Origin of the sequence: Streptomyces huasconensis (assembly GCF_021028635.1) — a bacterium.
In the GTDB taxonomy this organism is placed as follows: Bacteria; Actinomycetota; Actinomycetes; order Streptomycetales; family Streptomycetaceae; genus Streptomyces; species Streptomyces huasconensis.
Map to the genome: position 1 here is coordinate 2,763,632 of NZ_CP086119.1, position 14,677 is coordinate 2,778,308.

Below are 14,677 nucleotides of genomic sequence, written 5' to 3' on the forward strand. Positions count from 1 at the left end.
ACGCGGCTGCGGGGCCGTCCCCGCCCCGGTCAGGACACCACGTCCTTGCGCGCGAACCCCCGGAACGCCAGCGCGAACAGCACCAGCGCGTACGTCACCGAGATCGCCGAGCCCTGGATCATGCCGCCCCACTCGGGGCGGGCCTGGAGGACGTCGGCCCAGGCGAACTGCCAGTGCGCGGGGAGGAAGTCGCGCCAGTCCTCCAGCGCCGTGACCGCGTCCAGGACGTTGCCGACGATCGTCAGGCCGACCGCGCCGCCGACCGCGCCGAGCGGGGCGTCGGTCTTCGTCGACAGCCAGAACGCGAGCCCCGCGGTGACCAGTTGGGAGACGAAGACGTAACCGACGGCGATCAGCAGCCGCTGGGCCGCCGTGACCGCGGGCAGCTCGCCGCCGGTCGGGATCTCCAGGGGGCCCCAGCCGTACGCCATCGTCCCCACCGCCAGCGCGACCAGCGGGAGCAGCACCAGGGCGGCGGCGCTGAGGGCGAGCGCGACGGTGAGCTTGGACCACAGGAGGCGGGCGCGCGGCACGGGCGCCGCCAGCAGATACCGCAGGGAGGACCAGCTCGCCTCGGAGGCGACGGTGTCCCCGCAGAACAGGGCGACGGGGATGACGAGGAGGAAGCCCGCGGAGACGAACAGGCACGTCGCGGCGAAGTTCACACCCGACGCGGTGGCCGTGTCCATCAGCGTCACCGCGCTGTTGCGCTCCCCCGGCGACCCGGCGACGGCGAACGCGATGACGAGCACGACGGGCAGCAGCGCCATGACGGCGCCCATCACGAGCGTGCGGCGCCGCTTCAGCTGGCGGACCGCCTCGACGCGCAGGGGCAGGGTCCGTCCGGCGCGGTAGCCGGGGGCGGTGGGGCGCTCCAGGGTGGGGGCGCTCATGCGGTGCCTCCGATCAGGGTCAGGAAGGCGTCTTCGAGGCGGCGGTGCGGGCCCAGGGAGTCCACGGGCACGTCGAGGCGGACCAGTTCGGGCAGCAGCCGCGCGGCGCCCGCCTCCGGGGTGCCGTCGAGCCGCACCAGGAGGCCGTCGTCGGCGCGCACCGCCGAGGCGACGCCGGGCAGCGCGGCGATCTTCTCGACCAGTGGGTCGGAGATGTCCCGCGCGAGGCCGACGAGGAGCGTGTCCCCGGAGCCGATGATCTCGGCGACGGGGCCCGCCTGGACGAGGCGGCCGCGGTCCATGACGACCAGGTGCGTGCAGGTCTGCTCGACCTCGGCGAGGAGGTGGCTGGAGACGATGACCGTGCGGCCCCCGCGCGCGTAGCGGATCATGACCTCGCGCATCTCGCGGATCTGCGGCGGGTCCAGGCCGTTGGTCGGCTCGTCGAGGATCAGCAGGTCCGGCAGGCCGAGCATGGCCTGGGCGATGGCGAGGCGCTGGCGCATGCCCTGGGAGTACGTCCGCACGGCGCGGGACAGGGCGTCACCGAGCCCCGCGATCTCCAGCGCCTCGGTGAGGTGGGCGTCCTCGGCGGGGCGTCCGGTGGCCTTCCAGTACAGCTCCAGGTTCTCGCGGCCGCTGAGGTGCGGCAGGAATCCGGCGCCCTCGACGAACGCGCCGACCCGGGAGAGGACGGGCGCCCCCGGCCGGATCGCCTGCCCGAAGACGCGGATCTCGCCCGCGTCGGGCCGGATCAGGCCCATCAGCATGCGCAGGGTCGTGGTCTTGCCCGCGCCGTTCGGCCCGAGGAGGCCGAGGACCTGGCCCTTCTCGACGCGGAAGGAGACGTCACGGACGGCGTACCGGTCGGCGGACTTCGCGTACCGCTTGGTCAAGTCCGTGATCTGGAGCGGCACTTCGGCGAGGGCGGGGTCGGGCGCGGGCGCCGTGGTGCGCCGCCGCCCGGTGATCAGCAGGCCGAGGGCGATGACCGCTCCGGCGGCCGGCAGCCACCACACCCAGGACGGCAGCGGCACGGCGGCGGTCTTCACCCCGGCGGCCGTCGGCACCGTCAGGTCGCCCTTCAGGGAGACGGTGTACTTGGCGGGTTCGACCGGTGAGGCGTACCCGAGGTCGGTGGAGGCGAGGACGAGCCGCAGCCGGTGGCCCTTCTGCACCTCGTGGTCGATGGCGGGCAGCCGCAGTTCGACGTCCTTGCCCTGCCGGGCGCCCTCGACGCGTACGGGGGCGACGAGTTGGGAGGGCAGGACCTGCTGTTTGCCGCCGGGCCCGACGTCGTACACCTTCGCGAAGAGCACGGCGTCCTCGCGCGTGGACGTCACATGGGCCCGCACGGTCGGTGTGCCGGTGATGCGCAGGTCCTTGCCCAGCGGCTTCGACTCGAACTTGGCGTGCTGCCCGGGGAGGTCCAGGGAGACGCCGATGCCGAGGGTGGAGAGCCGGGAGAGGCCTGTGCCGCCGAGTCCGGGGAGGGTGGAGACGGCGGGCGGGCTGGCGCCCGCGGGGTTGTCGAAGGTCTGCTCGCGCCCGCGGAGCGGCACCGCGCGCGGGCCGCTCTCCAGGCCGGGGTACGTGTCGCCGCTCGCGCCCCGCAGCTGGGCCGCCCCGTCGGTGGAGTCGACGCCTCCGGTGCGGGTGACGCGGAAGGCGGGGCCGGTGTCGGCGCCCTTGTCGCCCTTCAGATAGCGGTCGAACCAGGTGCCGACGCGCTTCTCGACGCGCCCGCGCTCGGCCTCGCGCTCGCCGCCGTCGTGGCCGCCCGCGATCCAGTCGACCGCCACGGGCGCGCCGTTGGCCCGGACCGCCCGCGCGATGGCGTCGCCCTGGCCGAGCGGGAAGAGCGAGTCGGTCTGGCCCTGGGCGAGATAGGTCGGCACCTTGATGCGGTCGCCGACGGCGGCGGGACTGCGCGCGGCCAGCAGGTCACGCGCCTTCGCGTCGGGCTTCCCGGCGACCGCGACGCGGTTGTACATGGCGCACAGCTGCTTCTCGAACTTCTCGCAGCCGCCCCCGGTGTTGATGAACGAACCGGTCCACAGCTTCTTGAAGACGCCGTCGGGGAAGAGGGCGTCCGCGAGGTTCCAGTAGGTGATCTGCGGGGCGATCGCGTCCACGCGCCGGTCGTGCCCGGCGGCGAGCAGCGACACCGCGCCGCCGTACGAGGCTCCGGTGACGCCCACGCGCGGGTCGCCCGCCTTGTCGAGCCGGACCTCGGGGCGCTTCGCCAGCCAGTCGATCAGCTGCGAGACGTCGGCGACCTCGCCCTTGGGGTCGTTCAGCCCGATCTTTCCGGTGGACTTCCCGAAGCCGCGCGCGGACCACGTCAGGACGGCGTAGCCCTCCCGGGCCAGTTCCTCGGCCTGGGTGCGGACGTCGGCCTTGCTGCCGCCGAAGCCGTGGCCGATGAGGACGGCGGGGCGCTTGGTGTCCGCGTCCCCCGCCGTGAAGTACGAGGTGTCGATCTTCGCGCCGCCGGTGCGGAGCACGCGGTCCGACCGGTGCACCGCCGGGCCGTCGTCCGACGCCACCGCCGTCCAGGTGCCCGCCCCCGCGAGCACCACGACGGCGGCCACGGCGGCGATGAGCCGGCGTGGTCCGGGGAGCCGGGGCCTGGGCAGTCGTAGATCCATGCGTCAACCGTACGGGCGGCCACCGACAACCGGGGCAGCCGCCGGTCTGAACTGTGCCGACTCCCCGGGGAGTAGACTCCGCGCCCGCCTACCGCAACCGTGGTACGCCGGGAGAACGGACAACGAGGGGTGGTTCACCTCGGACGGGTGGGACTTCGGCTGAGCGGGACCTACCGCGTCAGGGGTGAACCTACGCTGCACCTATGACATCTCCGGCCTCGCCCCGCACCTCCCCGGCCTCCCTCGCCACCGGCCAGCGCTCGCTCGGCGACCCTTCCGTCCGCTTCCCCCTGTGGCCGCCGCTCACCGGCGGGTGTCCGGTGACCAGCACGGACAGCGTGTCGTACCCGGTCGAGGTCGACTACGCGTACGACAAGGTGCCCGCCGACCTCTTCACCGCCGCGCCCGGCGGCCCGCGCGGCCACGAGCGCTGGGCCCCGCTCCTGCCGCCGCTGCGCGCGCCCGGCCTCGGCGAGGGCGGCACGCCGCTCGTCCCGCTCGGGGACGGGCTGTGGATCAAGGATGAGTCCCGCAACCCGACCTGGAGCCACAAGGACCGCATCAACCGCGTCACGGTGAGCGCGGCGGCCGGCGCGGGCGCGGAGGGCGTCGTCGTCGCCTCGTCGGGCAACCACGGCGCCTCGGCGGCGGCGTACGCGGCGCGGGCGGGCCTGCGGTGCGTGGTGATCTGCTCGGCCGGGACGCCGCCCGCGGTCGGCGCGTTCCTGCGGGCGTACGGCGCGGTGATGCTCCAGGTGCCGGAGGACGCGCGATGGCCGCTGCTGCGGCGGATCGCGGAGCGGTTCGGCTACCACCCGGTGAGCAACGTGACGCCCACGCACACCGGGCACGCGTTCGGACCCGAGGGCTACAAGACGCTCGCCTACGAGATCTACGCGGAACTCGGCGTGCCCGCCGCGGTGTTCGTGCCCACCGGGTACGGCGAACTCCTCTTCGGCGTCTGGAAGGGCTTCGCGGAGCTGGCCGCCCTCGGTCTCGCCGAGCGGGTGCCCCGCCTCTACAGCTGCGAGCCGGGGGCCGGGGGGCCGCTGGCGGCGGCCGTGCGGGAGGGCGTGCCCGCGGCGCGGGTCCCGGTCGCCGAGACGGCGGCGTACGCGATCGACTGCGCGGTCGGCGGCTACCGCGGGGTGGTCGCCCTGCGGGAGAGCGGGGGCCGGGCGCTGCTCGTCTCCGACCCGCAGATGGTGGCGGCGCGGGCGGAGCTGGCGCGGGCGGGGCTGTGGGCGGAGCTGTCGGCGGCGGCCGGGCTCGCGGGCTACCGGCAGCTCGGGGAGGAGGTGGCCGACGGGCCCGTGGTGTGCGTGTCCACGTCGAGCGGCTTCAAGGACCGTGACCTGCTGGAGGCGGGCGGCTCGGCGGTGGTGGACCCGGAGGACTGGGCCGAGGTGGAGCGGCGGGTGGGGAGGGGCTGAGGTCCGCCTCCGGGGGGTTCTTTCCCCGAGCCCGCCCCTTCCCGAAGCTTGCGGCTCCGCCGCCCGGCGACCGACGGCCGGGCTGGGGCGGAGCCCCTCAGCCCTGCCCGTCCTCCGGCACGCTCACCAGCCACCGCGTGTCCCGGCGGGGCCGCAGGTACAGCGCCCAGTACAGCGTGGCCACGAGCACGATGCCGCCGGTCCACACCAGGTACTCCGTCTCCTGCCGGCTCAGCACGTACGCGAGGACGGCGATGAGCACCACCGGCACGGCGGGCCACAGCGGCATCCGCCAGGCGGCCGCGTGGCCATGGGAGCCGCGGCGGGCCAGCAGCGCGGCGACCGCCACCAGGAGGTACATGCCGGTCACGGAGACGCCGGTCACGCCGTACAGGGTGTCGAGGTTGACGAAGCACAGGAGCGCGCCGGGCACGCCCACCAGGAGCGTGGCGATCCAGGGGGCGCCGGACGCGCCGAGCTTCGAGAGCGCCTTGTTGACCGGCGTGGGCCATGCCTTGTCGCGCGCCGAGGCGAACAGGACGCGGGAGTTCTGGATGACCATGACGATGCCCGCGTTGATGATCGCGAGGGCCACGCAGAGGCTGACGAACGTCCCCACGGCCGAGTTGGACCAGGCCGTCACCATGGCGCTGATGTCGCCCTCGGTCAGCGCGGTCAGGCTCTCCGCGCCCATGGTGATCGCGATGACCGGCACCAGGATGATCACGGCGGAGATGCCGAGGGTGGCGAGGACGGTGCGGGCGACGTTGCGGCGCGGGTTCTCCAGCTCCTCGGAGAGGTAGACCGCCGTGGAGAAGCCCTGCGTGACGAAGAGGGCGATGGCGAGACCGGAGACGATCAGCATGGCCGTGACGGCGTCGACGCCGCCGGGGCCGGAACCGGCCACCGACAGGTCGACCAGGCTGCCCGCGCCCCGCTCGGCGTGGGCGAAGCCGAGGACGGCCACGACGCCCGCCGCGACGACTTCCAGGACCAGGAAGATGCCGGTGATCCAGGCGTTGGCGCGCAGGTCGAGCAGGCCCGCGAGGGTCGCGCAGATCATGACGCCGGCGCCCGCGTAGGACGGGTCGAGGTGGACGACCGGCGCGAGGTAGTCCGCCGTGCCCATGGCGATGACGGGCGGCACGATCATGACGACGAGCAGCGACAGGACGAAGACCAGCCAGCCGGCCAGGCGCCCCGCCATCGTGGAGACCATCGCGTACTCGCCGCCCGCGCTGGGGATGAGGGTGCCCAGCTCGGAGTAGCAGAACGCGACGCCCACGCAGAGCAGGGAGCCGATCGCGATGGTGAGCGCGGTGGCGGTGCCGAGCGAGGAGAAGAGGTCGGGGACGACCACGAAGAGCGTGGAGGCGGGCGTCACGCACGACAGCGTGAGCAGGGTGCCGCCGACGACGCCGATGGAACGCTTGAGCTTCTGGGGAGTTCCCGGGACGGCCAGGGCCACCGGGGGCGCGGCGGTGGGCGACGGGAGCGGGCGGAGCGTGTCGGTCATGAAGCGCGATTCCGATCGACTCGTACGGCAGGAGATGCGGCGGGAGCCCTATCGCCTCCGAAGGCTTCTGAGCTGGTGTTTCGGTGGCTCCCGGCGGGTCATCGAACCCCGGCGATAACCGGAACGTCAACGGTCATTTACCTACGGAATCCGCAGCGTGCCCGCACCCCAAGTCGCCTCGCTTTCGCAAGAGTTTGCCCACTGGGGCCCCAATGAACATGCCGACACCGAATATGACCTTCGTATTGCAGGCGTATGAACGCGACTGCTTTCACTGCCCGGATTGCGCCCTGTGCACGGGAACCGCAAGAGAGGCGCCAAAAAAGAATCGGGGCCGTCCGGAATCCGGACGGCCCCGCTCTACGCGCTGTCACCCACAGATGACTCAGTGGTTGCGCGGGAAGCCCAGGTCGACCCCGGCCGGCGCGTCCGACGGGTCGGGCCAGCGCGTGGTGACGACCTTGCCGCGCGTGTAGAAGTGCGTGCCGTCGTTGCCGTAGATGTGGTGGTCCCCGAAGAGGGAGTCCTTCCAGCCGCCGAAGGAGTGGTAGCCCACCGGCACCGGGATCGGCACGTTGACGCCGACCATGCCCGCCTCGATCTCCAGCTGGAAGCGGCGGGCCGCGCCGCCGTCGCGGGTGAAGATCGCGGTGCCGTTGCCGAACGGCGAGGCGTTCATGAGGGCCACGCCCTCCTCGTACGTGTCGACCCGCAGCACGCACAGGACCGGGCCGAAGATCTCGTCCTGGTAGGCCTTGGCGGTGGTCGGTACGCGGTCGAGCAGCGAGAGGCCGATCCAGTGGCCGTTCTCGTGGCCCTCCACCGTGTATCCGGTGCCGTCGAGGACGACCTCGCAGCCCTCGGCCGCGGCGCCCGTGACGTACGAGGCGACCTTGTCGCGGTGGGCGGCGGTGATGAGCGGGCCCATCTCGGACGCCGGGTCGTTGCCCGGGCCGATCTTGATCTTCTCGGCGCGCTCCTTGATCTTCGCCACCAGCTCGTCGGCGATGGAGCCGACCGCGACGACGGCGGAGATGGCCATGCAGCGCTCGCCCGCGGAGCCGTAGGCCGCGGAGACGGCGGCGTCGGCGGCCGCGTCCAGGTCGGCGTCCGGCAGGACCAGCATGTGGTTCTTGGCACCGCCGAGCGCCTGCACGCGCTTGCCGTGGGCGGAGGCGGTGGCGTGGATGTGGCGGGCGATGGGGGTCGAGCCCACGAAGGAGACGGCCGCCACGTCCGGGTGTTCGAGCAGGCGGTCCACGGCCACCTTGTCGCCATGGACGACGTTGAAGACGCCGTCCGGCAGCCCGGCCTCGCTCAGCAGCTCCGCGATCTTCATCGACGCCGACGGGTCCTTCTCCGACGGCTTCAGGACGAAGGTGTTGCCGCAGGCGATGGCCAGCGGGAACATCCACATCGGCACCATGGCCGGGAAGTTGAACGGCGTGATGCCCGCGACGACACCGAGCGGCTGGCGGATGGAGGAGACGTCCACGCGCGAGGCGACCTCGGTGGACAGCTCGCCCTTGAGCTGCACGGTGATGCCGCAGGCCAGGTCGACGATCTCCAGGCCGCGCGCGACCTCGCCGAGCGCGTCGGAGTGCACCTTGCCGTGCTCGGCGACGATCAGCTCGGCGATGGCGTCGCGGTTGGCGTCGAGCAGCGCGCGGAACGTGAAGAGGATCGCGGTGCGCTTGGCGAGCGAGGAGGTGCCCCAGGTCGCGAAGGCCTCGCGGGCCGCGGCGACGGCGGCGTCCACCTCGTCGACGTCCGCGAAGGCGACCCGCGTGGTGACGGCGCCGGTCGCCGGGTCGGTGACCGGGCCGTACGTGCCGGACGCGCCCTCGACAGTCTTGCCACCGATCCAGTGGTTGACGGTCTTCGTCATGACAAGCATCCCTACTCTCACAGGTGGCGGCGTCGGGCAGCGACGTGCCGGTCGTACTCTTCCCTGGCCTTGACCGCGGACGCCCGGGTCGCCGTCTCGGCCACGGGCACATCCCACCACGCCTGCGCCGGGGGCGGGCCCGACACTGTGTCTGCGGTTTCCGTCTCCACATAGACACATGTGGGACGGTCCGCGCCCCGCGCCTCGCGCAGGGCCTCCCGCAGGTCACGCACCGTTTTGGCGCGCAGGACCCGCATCCCGAGCGAGGCGGCGTTGGCGGCGAGGTCGACGGGCAGCGGGCCCTGGCTGTACGACCCGTCGGCCGCCCGGAAGCGGTAGTCCGTGCCGAACCGCTCGCCGCCCACGGACTGCGAGAGACCGCCGATGGAGGCGTAGCCGTGGTTCTGGAGGACGACGACCTTGATCGGCACGTTCTCCTGGACGGCGGTGACGATCTCGGTCGGGTTCATCAGGTACGTGCCGTCGCCGACCAGCGCCCACACCGGGCGCCCCGGTGCGGCGAGCGCGACACCGATCGACGCCGGGATCTCGTATCCCATGCAGGAGTAGCCGTACTCGACGTGGTACTGCCGCGCCGACCGCGTCCGCCACAGCTTGTGCAGGTCGCCCGGGAGCGACCCGGCGGCGTTGATGACGACGTCCTCCTCCGTCACCACCGCGTCGAGGGCGCCGAGGACCTGGGCCTGCGTGGGCCGCACGTCCGGCTCGTCCGCGAGGTAGGCGGCGTCGACGCGCTGCTCCCAGCGCGCCTTGTCGCCCCGGTACTCCTCGCAGTAGGCGGGCTCGACGCGGTGGCCGCGCAGCTCCCGCGTGAGCGCCTCCAGGCCGGCGCGGGCGTCGGCGACGAGGGTCGTGCCCGCCATCTTGTGCGCGTCGAACGGGGTCACATTGAGGTTGAGGAAGCGCACCCCGGGCTGTTCGAAGAGCGTGCCGGAGGCCGTGGTGAAGTCGCTGTAGCGGGTGCCGACGCCGATCACCAGGTCGGCGGCGCGGGCCAGTTCGTTCGCGGTCGCCGTGCCGGTGTGGCCGATGCCGCCGACGTCCGCCGGGTGGTCGAAGCGCAGGGAGCCCTTGCCCGCCTGGGTGGAGGCGACGGGAATGCCGGTGGCGTCGGCGAACTCCTTGAGGGCGTCCTCGGCGGCACTGTGGTGGACGCCGCCGCCCGCGATGACCAGCGGCCGCCGCGCCTCGCGTACGGCGGCGACGGCGGCGGCCAGTTCGAGCGGGTCGGGAGCGGTCCTCCGTACGACCCACACCCGCTCGGCGAAGAACTCCTCGGGCCAGTCGTGGGCCTCCGCCTGCACGTCCTGCGGCAGGGCCAGCGTGACGGCGCCGGTGTCGGCGGGGTCGGTGAGGACCCGCATCGCGGCGAGCGCGGCGGGGATCAGCGCCTCGGGGCGGGTCACGCGGTCGAAGTACTTCGAGACGGGCCGCAGGCAGTCGTTGACCGACACGTCGCCCGCGTACGGCACTTCGAGCTGCTGGAGCACCGGGTCGGCGGGCCGGGCGGCGAAGATGTCGCCGGGCAGGAGGAGGACCGGCAGCCGGTTGACGGTGGCGAGCGCGGCGCCCGTGACGAGGTTGGTGGCGCCGGGCCCGATGGACGTGGTGACGGCGTGGGTGGCCAGGCGGCCGCACTGCCGGGCGTACCCGACGGCGGCGTGCACCATGGCCTGTTCGTTGCGCCCTTGATGGAACGGCATGTCATCGGCGTACTCGACGAGGGCCTGCCCGATGCCCGCCACGTTGCCGTGGCCGAAGATGCCCCAGGTCGCGCCGATCAGCCGCTGCCGCACACCGTCCCGCTCGGTGTACTGGCGGGACAGGAAGCGTACGAGCGCCTGGGCGGTGGTGAGCCGGATGCCGGTTCGCGGCGGCCGCGTCATCGGTAGCCCTCCGTGTGGTCGGGGTGGAAGCGGATCCGCCATTCCCTCTCCTCGCCGGGCCCCGCCATCACGTTCAGGTAGTACATGGCGTGGCCGGGCTGGGCGACGGAGGGGCCGTGCCAGCCGTCGGGCACGAGCACGGCGTCACCGGTGCGGACCTCGGCCAGCACATCGGTGCCGCCCTCCCGGGAGGGGAAGACCCGCTGATATCCGAAGCCTTCCCGCCCGTCCCGCGCCTCGATCTCGAAGTAGTAGATCTCCTCCAGCTCGGCCTCGACGCCCGGGCGGCGCTCGTCGTGCTTGTGCGGCGGATACGAGGACCAGTTGCCGCCCGGCGTGACCACCTCGACGGCGATGAGGCGGTCGCAGTCGAAGGCGTCCGCGGCGGCGAACCCCCGGACCTCGCGGGCGCAGGTGCCGCTGCCGCGGCTTTCGACGGGAACCTCCGGCGCGGAGCCGTAGCGGGCGGGGAGTCGACGCTCGCACTTCGCTCCTGCCAGGGCGAAGCGGCCTCCCGCGCCGGAGGCGATCTGGATGTGGGCATCACGGGGCACGTAAGCGAAATCGGAGACTCCGCTGAACACGCTCTCCCGGCCCAGGAGTTCGATGATCCCGCCTTCCGCGTGCACCGTACAGCCGCCGGTCAGCGGGAGCACGATCCATTCGCTTTCCCCCGTGGCGAAGGAGTGGATGCCACCGGGTCCGATCTCGACGACGCGCAGCGCGGAGTACGTCCAGCCTGCCCGTTTCGGATCGATGTCGACGGCGTACGGGCCATCGGCCGCACTGCCTTTCGGTACGTACGTCATGTGAGCCTCCTTGAGCCCCTGTGCTCCGCTAGAGCAGCCCCGCGGCGGTGTCGACCGCCCCCGCCACGTCCCCGTCGGGCGGATACAGCAGCGCCCTGCCGACGACGAGCCCCCGCACCGTGGGCAGGCGCAGGGCGCCGCGCCACTTCTCGTACGCGGCGTCCTGATCGTCCCCGATGTCACCGCCGAGCAGCACCGCCGGCAGGGTCGACGTCTCCATGACGCGGGCCATGTCGTCGGGGTTCTCGGTGACGGGCACCTTCAGCCAGGTGTACGCGGAACTCCCGCCGAGTCCCGAGGCGATGGCGATGGACGTGGTGACGGCCTCGGCGCTCAGGTCGTTGCGCGGCGGCCCGGTGCCGCCCGGTCCCCCGCGGCGGGTCAGGAAGGGCTCGACGAAGACGGGCAGCCGGCGTGCGGCCATGGCGTCGACGGCGCGCGCGGCGGAGTGCAGGGTGGTCAGCGATCCGGGGTCGTCGTAGTCGACGCGGAGCAGCAGCTTGCCCGCGTCGAAGCCGAGCCGTGCGAGGTCCTCGGGGCGGTATCCGGTGAACCGGTCGTCCAGCTCGAAGGAGGCCCCGGCGAGGCCGCCGCGGTTCATCGACCCGAGGACGACCTTGCCGTCGAGGGCGCCGAGGAGCAGCAGGTCGTCCAGGATGTCGGCGGTGGCGAGCACGCCGTCGACGCCGGGGCGCGAGAGCGCGAGGCAGAGCCGTTCGAGGAGGTCGCCGCGGCGGGCCATGGCGAACGGTTCGCCCCCGACGCCGAGGGAGCCGCGTGCGGGATGGTCCGCGGCGATGATCAACAGCCGCCCGCGGCCCCCGAGCAGCGGCCGCCGCACCCGTCGGGCGGCGGCTTCGGCGACGGCTTCGGGGTGGTGGGCACGGGTACGGCTGAGGGCGGCGACATCAACGACTCGGGTCGGCCGACCAAACCCTGGTGCGCCAAAATCCAGCCCCTCCGGCGTCCGGCCCCCAAAATCCAGCTCCTGCGGGTCCCCCCGGACGGAGTCTGGGGGAGTTTGAGGAGCGGGGCCCGGGGCGGAGCCCCGCGGAGGGTGCCCCTGACCGGCGCTCACAACACACCCCCCGTTTCCACCGCCGAGGCGACCTCGCCAGCAAACGGCATCGCGGACGAACACTCCAGCCGCGACGCCACGATCGCCCCCGCCGCGTTCGCGTACCGCATCATCCGCTCCAACTCCCACCCCGCGAGCAGCCCGTGGCACAGCGCCCCGCCGAACGCGTCGCCCGCGCCGAGGCCGTTGAGCACGGTCACCGGCAGCGGAGGGACCTCGGCCGACTCTCCGGCGCGGTTCATCGCGAGGACGCCCTTGGGGCCCTGCTTGACCACGGCCAGTTCGACCCCCGCGTCGAGCAACGCCCGCGCGGCCGCCCGGGGTTCCCGCTCCCCCGTGGCGATCTCCACCTCGTCGAGGTTGCCGACGGCGACCGTGGCGTGGGCGAGGGCGGCGGCGTAGTGGGGCCGGGCCTCGGCGGGGTCGCCCCAGAACATGGGCCGCCAGTCGAGATCGAACACCGTCACCCCGGCCGAGCGCGCGGCCAGCGCCGCCAGCGTCGCGGACCGGCTCGGCTCGGCGCACAGCCCGGTCCCGGTCATCCAGAAGATCCGCGCCGCCGCGATCGCGCCGAGGTCGAGTTCACCCTCGTACATCTCCAGGTCGGGTGCCTTGGGCAGCCGGTAGAAGTACAGCGGGAAGTCGTCCGGCGGGAAGACCTCGCAGAACGTCACCGGTGTCGGCAGCCCCGCGACCCCGCTCACCCAGCGGTCGTCGACCCCGAACTCCCGCAGCGCCCGGTGCAGATAGGTGCCGAAGGGGTCCTCGCCGGTACGCGTGATGAGGGCGACGCGCCGGCCGAGGCGGACGGCGGCGACCGCGACGTTGGCGGCCGAGCCGCCCAGGAACTTCCCGAAGGTGGTGACCTCGGCGAGGGACACCCCGCTCTGCAGCGGATACAGATCCACGCCGATCCGCCCCATGGTGATGACGTCGTACGGCTCTGTCGGGTCCGTCACCCTGCACTCCCTCTCGGCGGCGCCTGCCCCAGGTCTAATCCCGCTCCCGGAGCCCTGTCAACATTTTGTCCTTACATTCGGACCAATCCTCGGCATCTCCTTGACACCCTTCCGAGGCGGCCTGAAGGCTTGCCGGCATGACGACGCTGTCTCGCATCCGGATCGGTTCGGCGCCCGACTCCTGGGGCGTGTGGTTCCCCGAGGACCCCCGGCAGGTCCCTTGGCGCCGCTTCCTCGACGAGGTCGCCGCCTCCGGTTACGAGTGGATCGAGCTCGGCCCCTACGGCTATCTGCCCACCGACCCCGCCGAGCTGACCGACGAGACGGCCCGCCGCGGCCTCAGGGTCTCCGCGGGCACGGTCTTCACGGGCCTGCACCACGGCCCCGCCGTCTGGGAGAAGACCTGGGCGCACGTCGCCGACATCGCCGCCCTCACCCGGGCCGTGGGCGCGCGGCACCTCGTCGTCATCCCCTCCTTCTGGCGTGACGACAAGACGGGCGTGGTTCTGGAGGACCGCGTTCTGACGCCCGCGCAATGGCGCGAACTGACCACCCAGACCGAGCGCCTGGCCCACGAGGTCCGCGAGCGGTACGGCCTGCGGGTCGTCGTCCACCCGCACGCGGACACGCACATCGACACCGAGGAGAACGTCACCCGCTTCCTCGACGCCACCGACCCCGACCTCGTCTCGCTCTGCCTGGACACCGGGCACTACGCGTACTGCGGCGGCGACAGCGTCGAACTCATCGAGACGTACGGCGAACGCATCGGCTATCTGCACCTCAAGCAGGTCGACCCGGAGATCCTCGCCGCCGTGCGCGCGGAGGAGGTGCCGTTCGGGCCCGCCGTGGCCCGCGGCGTGATGTGCGAGCCGCCCGCCGGGGTGCCGGACCTCGGGCCCGTCCTCGCCGCGGCGCAGCGGCTCGACGTCGACCTCTTCGCGATCGTCGAGCAGGACATGTATCCGTGCCCGCCGGACAAGCCGCTGCCGATCGCCCGCCGCACCCGTGCCTACCTGCGGTCGTGCGGGGCCTGAGGACCCCCGGCGTCCTGCGGTCGCCCGACGGGCGGCCATCGGCGCGGTGACCCTGCTGCTCGGCTTCGGCCGGCCGGCATCCCCCTCATGCGTCACTTCCGTCCTAAACACGCTTTTCTTGTCACACATGTCTCATGTACGCGGTCCTTGCGTCACAGGCGGACGACAGCCGCTCCCCGATGGTCACTCTGTGTCGTTCATGGGGCACAGGCTGAGTGATCGCCGCGCTCGCGCCCAGTTCCCCCGTCGGCCGCTCCGGCCGCGCTGGACGCGCGCAGGGAGGTGCCACCCATGACCGACCGCAGGCTCTGGTCGTACAAAGAGATCGCCGCGCACATCCGGGTGCAGCCCGACACCGTGCGCTCCTACCGCAAGCACGGTCTGCTGCCCGACCCCGACCACGTGGAGGGCGGCAAGCCCTACTGGTACGCCGACACCGTCCGCGCGTGGGTCGCGTCCCGCCCGGGCAACCGGGGACGCAGAGACTGACCGCCGCGACCGGGATC

The 14,677-nt window shown here is 72.8% G+C and carries 11 protein-coding genes; 3 read left to right on the forward strand and 8 right to left on the reverse strand.

From position 1 onward, the window contains the following. Window positions 1–29 precede the first annotated feature (29 nt). Together J2N69_RS12410 and J2N69_RS12415 are read right to left on the reverse strand one after the other, a co-directional pair. On the reverse strand, window positions 30–893 hold the full coding sequence (locus J2N69_RS12410; RefSeq protein WP_230900803.1) for an ABC transporter permease: 864 nt from the start codon (window positions 891–893) through the stop codon (window positions 30–32). Further along, window positions 890–3,544 (reverse strand): alpha/beta fold hydrolase, encoded by a 2,655-nt coding sequence (locus J2N69_RS12415; RefSeq protein ID WP_230900804.1) that lies wholly within the window; start codon window positions 3,542–3,544, stop codon window positions 890–892. The genes J2N69_RS12410 and J2N69_RS12415 overlap by 4 nt, the downstream gene beginning before the upstream one ends. Window positions 3,545–3,747: 203 nt before the next feature. On the opposite strand from J2N69_RS12415, the gene J2N69_RS12420 reads away from it, so the two are divergent. Continuing rightward, entirely contained in the window at window positions 3,748–4,977 is a 1,230-nt protein-coding gene (locus J2N69_RS12420; protein ID WP_230900805.1) for a threonine synthase, read from the forward strand. 97 nt (window positions 4,978–5,074) lie between these two features. On the opposite strand, the gene J2N69_RS12425 is transcribed toward J2N69_RS12420, so the two are convergent. From J2N69_RS12425 to iolC, 6 genes are all read right to left on the reverse strand, one after another. Beyond that, window positions 5,075–6,493: an APC family permease gene (locus J2N69_RS12425; protein ID WP_230900806.1), complete on the reverse strand. Its 1,419-nt coding sequence runs from the start codon at window positions 6,491–6,493 to the stop codon at window positions 5,075–5,077. Between the two features lie 385 nt (window positions 6,494–6,878). Next, window positions 6,879–8,381, reverse strand: coding sequence for a CoA-acylating methylmalonate-semialdehyde dehydrogenase (gene mmsA, locus J2N69_RS12430; RefSeq protein ID WP_230900807.1), 1,503 nt, complete (start codon window positions 8,379–8,381; stop codon window positions 6,879–6,881). A 17-nt stretch (window positions 8,382–8,398) separates the two neighbouring features. Then, window positions 8,399–10,288 carry a 3D-(3,5/4)-trihydroxycyclohexane-1,2-dione acylhydrolase (decyclizing) gene (gene iolD / locus J2N69_RS12435; RefSeq protein WP_230900808.1) on the reverse strand — a complete coding sequence of 630 codons (1,890 nt, stop codon included), beginning with the start codon at window positions 10,286–10,288 and terminating at the stop codon, window positions 8,399–8,401. Next, window positions 10,285–11,097 (reverse strand): 5-deoxy-glucuronate isomerase, encoded by an 813-nt coding sequence (iolB, locus tag J2N69_RS12440; protein WP_230900809.1) that lies wholly within the window; start codon window positions 11,095–11,097, stop codon window positions 10,285–10,287. Before iolB ends, iolD begins: the two co-directional genes overlap by 4 nt. 28 nt (window positions 11,098–11,125) lie before the next feature. Further along, window positions 11,126–12,052, reverse strand: coding sequence for a Cgl0159 family (beta/alpha)8-fold protein (locus J2N69_RS12445; protein WP_230904693.1), 927 nt, complete (start codon window positions 12,050–12,052; stop codon window positions 11,126–11,128). Between the two features lie 119 nt (window positions 12,053–12,171). Continuing rightward, window positions 12,172–13,098, reverse strand: a complete 927-nt coding sequence (gene iolC / locus J2N69_RS12450; protein WP_230904694.1) for a 5-dehydro-2-deoxygluconokinase — start codon at window positions 13,096–13,098, stop codon at window positions 12,172–12,174. Between the two features lie 173 nt (window positions 13,099–13,271). Here iolC and J2N69_RS12455 point away from each other — a divergent pair, with 173 nt between their 5' ends. Together J2N69_RS12455 and J2N69_RS12460 are read left to right on the forward strand one after the other, a co-directional pair. After that, complete coding sequence (locus J2N69_RS12455; RefSeq protein WP_230900810.1) at window positions 13,272–14,171, forward strand: sugar phosphate isomerase/epimerase family protein; 900 nt, start codon at window positions 13,272–13,274, stop codon at window positions 14,169–14,171. A 291-nt stretch (window positions 14,172–14,462) separates the two neighbouring features. Then, a complete protein-coding gene (locus J2N69_RS12460; protein ID WP_127912920.1) occupies window positions 14,463–14,660 on the forward strand; it encodes a MerR family transcriptional regulator in 198 nt (65 codons plus the stop codon). The last annotated feature ends 17 nt before the right edge of the window (window positions 14,661–14,677 follow it).

Bases quoted from the DNA above. Each gene is read 5' to 3' on its own strand.
- J2N69_RS12410 (WP_230900803.1), bottom strand. From the start codon at position 893: ATGAGCGCCCCCACCCTGGAGCGCCCCACCGCCCCCGGCTACCGCGCC.
- J2N69_RS12415 (WP_230900804.1), bottom strand. From the start codon at position 3,544: ATGGATCTACGACTGCCCAGGCCCCGGCTCCCCGGACCACGCCGGCTC.
- J2N69_RS12420 (WP_230900805.1), top strand. From the start codon at position 3,748: ATGACATCTCCGGCCTCGCCCCGCACCTCCCCGGCCTCCCTCGCCACC.
- J2N69_RS12425 (WP_230900806.1), bottom strand. From the start codon at position 6,493: ATGACCGACACGCTCCGCCCGCTCCCGTCGCCCACCGCCGCGCCCCCG.
- mmsA (WP_230900807.1), bottom strand. From the start codon at position 8,381: ATGACGAAGACCGTCAACCACTGGATCGGTGGCAAGACTGTCGAGGGC.
- iolD (WP_230900808.1), bottom strand. From the start codon at position 10,288: ATGACGCGGCCGCCGCGAACCGGCATCCGGCTCACCACCGCCCAGGCG.
- iolB (WP_230900809.1), bottom strand. From the start codon at position 11,097: ATGACGTACGTACCGAAAGGCAGTGCGGCCGATGGCCCGTACGCCGTC.
- iolC (WP_230904694.1), bottom strand. From the start codon at position 13,098: ATGGGGCGGATCGGCGTGGATCTGTATCCGCTGCAGAGCGGGGTGTCC.
- J2N69_RS12455 (WP_230900810.1), top strand. From the start codon at position 13,272: ATGACGACGCTGTCTCGCATCCGGATCGGTTCGGCGCCCGACTCCTGG.
- J2N69_RS12460 (WP_127912920.1), top strand. From the start codon at position 14,463: ATGACCGACCGCAGGCTCTGGTCGTACAAAGAGATCGCCGCGCACATC.